This window comes from Exiguobacterium sp. UBA5002 (assembly GCF_002396765.1).
Classification (GTDB): Bacteria; Bacillota; Bacilli; order Exiguobacteriales; family Exiguobacteriaceae; genus Exiguobacterium_A.
Genome location: NZ_DGYQ01000002.1, coordinates 1 through 4,938, shown reverse-complemented (window position 1 = coordinate 4,938; position 4,938 = coordinate 1). Strand labels below are relative to the sequence as shown.

Annotated in this window: 4 protein-coding genes and 1 pseudogene; all 5 read left to right on the top strand. The window is 47.9% G+C overall.

Going from position 1 to position 4,938, the window contains the following annotated elements; all coding sequences use genetic code 11:
- Nucleotides 1-2,340: ABC transporter permease (locus B4C70_RS00120; protein ID WP_290776179.1), on the top strand; the 2,340-nt coding region annotated here is incomplete at its 5' end.
- A gap of 29 nt (nt 2,341-2,369) precedes the next feature.
- Nucleotides 2,370-2,687: a hypothetical protein gene (locus B4C70_RS00115; protein ID WP_035407705.1), complete on the top strand. Its 318-nt coding sequence runs from the start codon at nt 2,370-2,372 to the stop codon at nt 2,685-2,687.
- 31 nt (nt 2,688-2,718) lie between these two features.
- Nucleotides 2,719-3,189 carry a hypothetical protein gene (locus tag B4C70_RS00110; protein ID WP_214729392.1) on the top strand — a complete coding sequence of 157 codons (471 nt, stop codon included), beginning with the start codon at nt 2,719-2,721 and terminating at the stop codon, nt 3,187-3,189.
- 105 nt (nt 3,190-3,294) lie between these two features.
- Nucleotides 3,295-4,218, top strand: coding sequence for a DMT family transporter (locus tag B4C70_RS00105; RefSeq protein ID WP_290776177.1), 924 nt, complete (start codon nt 3,295-3,297; stop codon nt 4,216-4,218).
- A 155-nt stretch (nt 4,219-4,373) separates the two neighbouring features.
- Nucleotides 4,374-4,903 (top strand): annotated as a pseudogene (locus B4C70_RS15150) (nucleotidyltransferase family protein).
- Nucleotides 4,904-4,938: the final 35 nt, after the last annotated feature.

The following is a 4,938-nucleotide window of genomic DNA, read 5'->3' as shown; positions in this document are numbered from 1 at the left end:
CACTTAATATTACAATTCGTCCTACATAATCAAGCCGCTATCGAGACAGAACGTGTACAAAAATATGGTCAAGTCGATCTGACGGTCAAATATACACCTGAAGATGAGCAGGCGGTTCAGTCCGTGTTTGAGCAACTTAAAAAGGATCACGATGTCTTGGACGCAGAGTCGATCTTACAGACGACAGCGCGCGTCGCTGGTCTAACGATGGCCGACGTGGAAACGATGGGAGTTCATTCAGATGCTCTGAAGAAAAGTCGGTATCATTTCACGAACGATTTGAAACAGGGAGAAGCGATCGTGTCAGCTCGACTCGCGACGTCGCTTGATCGTAGTGTCGGACAAACGCTTCGCGTTGGAGAAGCGACGTATCAAATCCGTGAGATTTTACCAAATACAAAAACATCTGAAGCTTCGCACGATCAAGTCTTGCTTTCGTATGCTGATCTGAAAAAGAACCATCCAATCGAAACGAAAGCCGTCTTGCTCAATCTAAAAAAAGAGGTGGATTTCGTCCACTATGCCGATACACTCGTCAAAGCGAATCCGAAGCTCCGAATTGAACTTGCGGAGGGGCAAGCGCTCTCACCGGCGCTGAACGGCTACATCGGAATCTTGTCAGTACTGATCCTTGTCGTCTCCGGCTTCATCTTGATGGCGAACTTCGACTTGTATTTACGCAAACATGCTGTCCAATTTGCGATCATGCGGACGCTTGGAGCGACAACACGACAACTGTTCCAGCTGTTCTTCGTTCAATCTGGGTTGATTGTCTTAGCCGGAATGATGCTTACGATTCTAGGCAGTATTTGCTTACCGTTACTTGGTCAACTCGTATGGCCGACAGAGGGTAAAATGATCGTCTCCCTCATGATTGATCAGGGAGCGTTCTTGATGCTCGTAACGTTCGGTAGTGCCTTGTTAATTCTGCTGTTGCTCGCGAGTACGGCTTATCGAAAACGGGATGTGTTACCACTCCACGTTTTGCGAGAAAATCTGAAAACGGCGTCACGACCGACCCGGCGAAAACGTCTCGTCCTGTTCAGCAGTGGATTGACCGGCAGCTTAGTATTATTCGCTGAAGTGATTGCCAGTACGGGTGGGTCACGGGCGATCGCCTGGCTCGGTGCGACCGTCGCTTTTTTACTGACGATGTATCTCGCGACGCCGCTCCTCTTGAAAGGAGTGCTCCATCGAGCGGAACCGATCGTTCGTCGGTTAGCGGGACCGACGAGTTTCGTCGCCTTCCGGGGCGTGTTGCCGCAACTTCGGAAAAATGCCTGGTTGATGCTGATCGTTCAAGTATTGATGATTATCGTCGTCATCGGCTCGACGTTCCTTGAGACGGTGCAACAAAACGAGCGGAAGTACATCATCAGCCAATATCCGACGGAAGTCGTCTTAAAGAGTCGTTTGGATGAAGGATCGCAAGGAGACCCGCTACAATTGATTCGACGGATTGAAACCGAGTTACCTGGCGCAAAAGCGACCTTCCTATCGTCTCGAAGCTCCTTTGAATACCAGTTGCCTCAAGAATATGTCTCAATCGAGTACGAAGTGACGGACTATCGTCGTCTTGACGTCTTAGAAGGAGAACAGACGAGTGACACAGACGGAATCATCATCTCACGTACCTTCGCTAAAAAACACAGTCTCCAAAAAGGCGATACGTTGCCGCTCGGCCGATGGGACGGGGAACAAGAGCGAAGTGTTTCGCTCGGTCAATTCCGAATCGTTGGAATCGAAAAGAAGATAGCACCAGACATCCTCGTGGATTGGCGGAATGAGGAGCTACGGCAACCAAGCGATCACATCTTGAATGTCTTTATCGACGTTCCATCCAAGTTAAAGAAGGCGCAAGTGACAAAAAAAATATCAGAGATCACGCAAAGTTATCCGACATTGCAAATGAATCGACTATCTGACGCGCTTCATGATGCGGAGCAACAAACGACGGAACGTTGGTTCGTCTTCATCATTGCGCTTGTCGTCATGAGTGGATCCGTCTGGTTCGGACTTGCAAACGCCTTACTCAGTTTCGTGAGTGGAAAACGAGGCGAGTATGCCTTGCTACGAACGATTGCGCTGACTCGAAAAAGGCTGCGTCAATTGACACTCATACAAATGCTCTTGTTCATTGGGAGCGGCATCATCTTTGGACTGATCAGTGGTCTTGGTGCGACAATCTTCGTGACACGGATTGATGATACAGGATCATTCTATCTCAACGTCCCGACGATTGCTGGAACCAGTGCCGGTTTGGTGGTGCTTGTCCTAGCCATCGCTTGGTTCGTCACCCGACGGAAGCAGGAAAACCTCGTTCACGAATTGAAACAGTAAGTATGGGCAAGTGAACCGGGGGGATCGAATTGCGAAAAACGATCGGGGCGATTTTATTACTTGTAGTGATTGGCGGTGTTGGTTGGTGGATGATCGCAGATGAACGGGATGCAACCTATGAGCAGATTGTTGAAGTGCAAGTCGTTCGGCACGTGACGAAGCAGTTCGGGCGCGACAATATTGCGTCAGTCAAACCTTATTTCGTAGCGTCCGAATCATCAAAATCACGACGTCACCAGATTGCCGTTCAATTGAAATCGGCACCGACTGGAGAATACCGGATGTACCGCGTATTTCAGAATAAGGTCGAATACATCGGTCGATCACGAACCGTTCGATCAGATTAAACAGGTACGTTGAATCAGTTGGGGGATTTAAATGAAAACGAAAGCCGAACGTATCGCGTTCATTCAAGAAGAAAAACGTCAACTCGCTAAATCACGTTTGTACAGCTCGTTACTGTACGGCTTTAGCATCCTGTTGGTCGTCGCCAATCGGGACATGTACTGGCCACTATTTTTATTATTTGTAGCACTAGTCTGGATTGCGCGGATCCACTCGCAAGAAGTCGAACGTGATATGGCTTTAACGATAGAACCACAGATGAAGAAAATCATTCAATGGCAGTATGTAACAGATTTTCTGTTCGTCATTTTAATGGGATTATTCTTTCCAATACTAATCGTATTCGATTTACCATTTTTCCTAAGTTTTGCCGTCTACGTCGTGTTTGCTATCGCTTTGCTCGTATCAGATATGCTACTTGAACGAAACGGAAAACGTCTCGATGTCGAGCATCCGACGAAGAAGGAATTGCGGACGCATCCGAAGTCGTGGAAAAAGATTTAATTCGTGGAGCCGGTCGTTGAACCGGCTCCTTTTTGAGCATTCCGGTCGCTTCAGCGTGCGAGACTGCCGTATGATGAAAGGGCACATGAATAAGGAGGTCCTCGTATGCTTGCAATCATCATTGGATTTATCATCGGTTTGCTCGTACCGGTTCAAACGAGTGTCAATACGCGATTGCGGGGCGTCGTCGGTTCGCCATTCCTCGCTTCGCTGATTTCCTTTTCGATTGGCTCATTATTCTTATTGATTCTTGTGTTGCTGGTCGAAGGGAACCTCACAGGTCTCACAGCTGCTGCCGATGAACCGTACTGGATCTGGGCTGGAGGGGTACTCGGTGTCATCTATTTGACCGGGAACATCTTGTTGTTTCCGCGACTCGGAGGCGTCCAAACGGTCATCATGCCGATTTTTGGTCAGGTCATCATGGGACTGTTGATTGATCATTTCGGATTGTTTGAAGCGAACGTCACGACACTTTCGTTAACGCGGATCATCGGTGCAACGCTTGTGTTACTCGGTGTCGTCGGAACGGTCGCGCTCGGTGACTATTTAGCACGGCGCCACAAGCAACAGATGGCATCAACAGAAAAATCGTTGTTTCTCTGGCGTGTGTTCGGGATTCTGACTGGTACGTTGGGTGCTGCTCAAACGGCTATCAATGGTCATCTTGGAAGTGTTCTCGGTTCAGCTGTGAAAGGTGCCTTGATTTCGTTCGTCATCGGAACGATCGCTTTGTTGTTGCTGAATCTGATTTTACGAACGAAGTGGCAAATTGATCGCTCGCAACCATTCCCCGCCTGGATTTGGATCGGTGGATTGATTGGTGCATTATTCGTTGCCGGCAATGCCTTCATCGTTCCGCTCGTCGGTACAGGTCTCGCTGTCGTGATCGTCACGATTGGTTTACTGACTGGCAGTCTGTTGATTGATCGTTTCGGCTGGTTCGGTGCAAAGAAACAACCGGTCACGGGTGTTCAAATCGTCAGTCTGCTTGTCATGCTTGGAGGTATCGTGTTGATCCGCATTTAAGAACAGCTCGTTCGAACGTATGGATAGATACGTTGAGAACGAGCTGTTTGTTTAATCGTTCTCAATAAAAAGAAGGAAATGATTTCCTAATCGATGAATTGAGATAAACTGAAGAAAGAGTCATCATTTAGGAAGTAGATTCGGAGGAGAAATGCATGAATTTAGTGGATATCGAACGACGATTACGAGAGGACTCAGAAGTGCAGCTCATGCTGACGATCGTGGAACGACTCGATTTACCGGATTGGTGGATTTGTGCCGGTGTCCTTCGTTCGAAGATTTGGGGCATTGATCAAAACGCACAGTCGGACATCGATATCGTCTATTTTGACCCATCGGATATTTCTGAAACGACGGAAAAAAACATGAGCGGCAATTATGTGAATGGATAGATTTACCGTGGTCTGTTAAAAATCAAACGCGAATGCATCTCGTCAATGGATTACCACCTTATCAGTCCGCAAAGGATGCGATTTCACAGTTTCCTGAGACCGTCACAGCAATCGGCGTGACGAGACGACCAGACTTTGAACTTTACCTTCCATATGGAGCAGATGACTTTATGGATCGGATCATTCGACCGACGCCACCTTTTCAAGTCGGTACCGCGCGTCATTCGATTTTTCAGCGACGTGTGATCGAAAAAGGATGGCAAGACGACCCGGGTCTACAAATATGTAAATGAAACAAGAAGGAGCGTATGTGAACTGCTCCCTGTCA

Coding starts and splice junctions, on each gene's coding strand:
- B4C70_RS00105 (WP_290776177.1), top strand. CDS start 3,295: ATGCTTGCAATCATCATTGGATTTATCATCGGTTTGCTCGTACCGGTT.
- B4C70_RS00110 (WP_214729392.1), top strand. CDS start 2,719: ATGAAAACGAAAGCCGAACGTATCGCGTTCATTCAAGAAGAAAAACGT.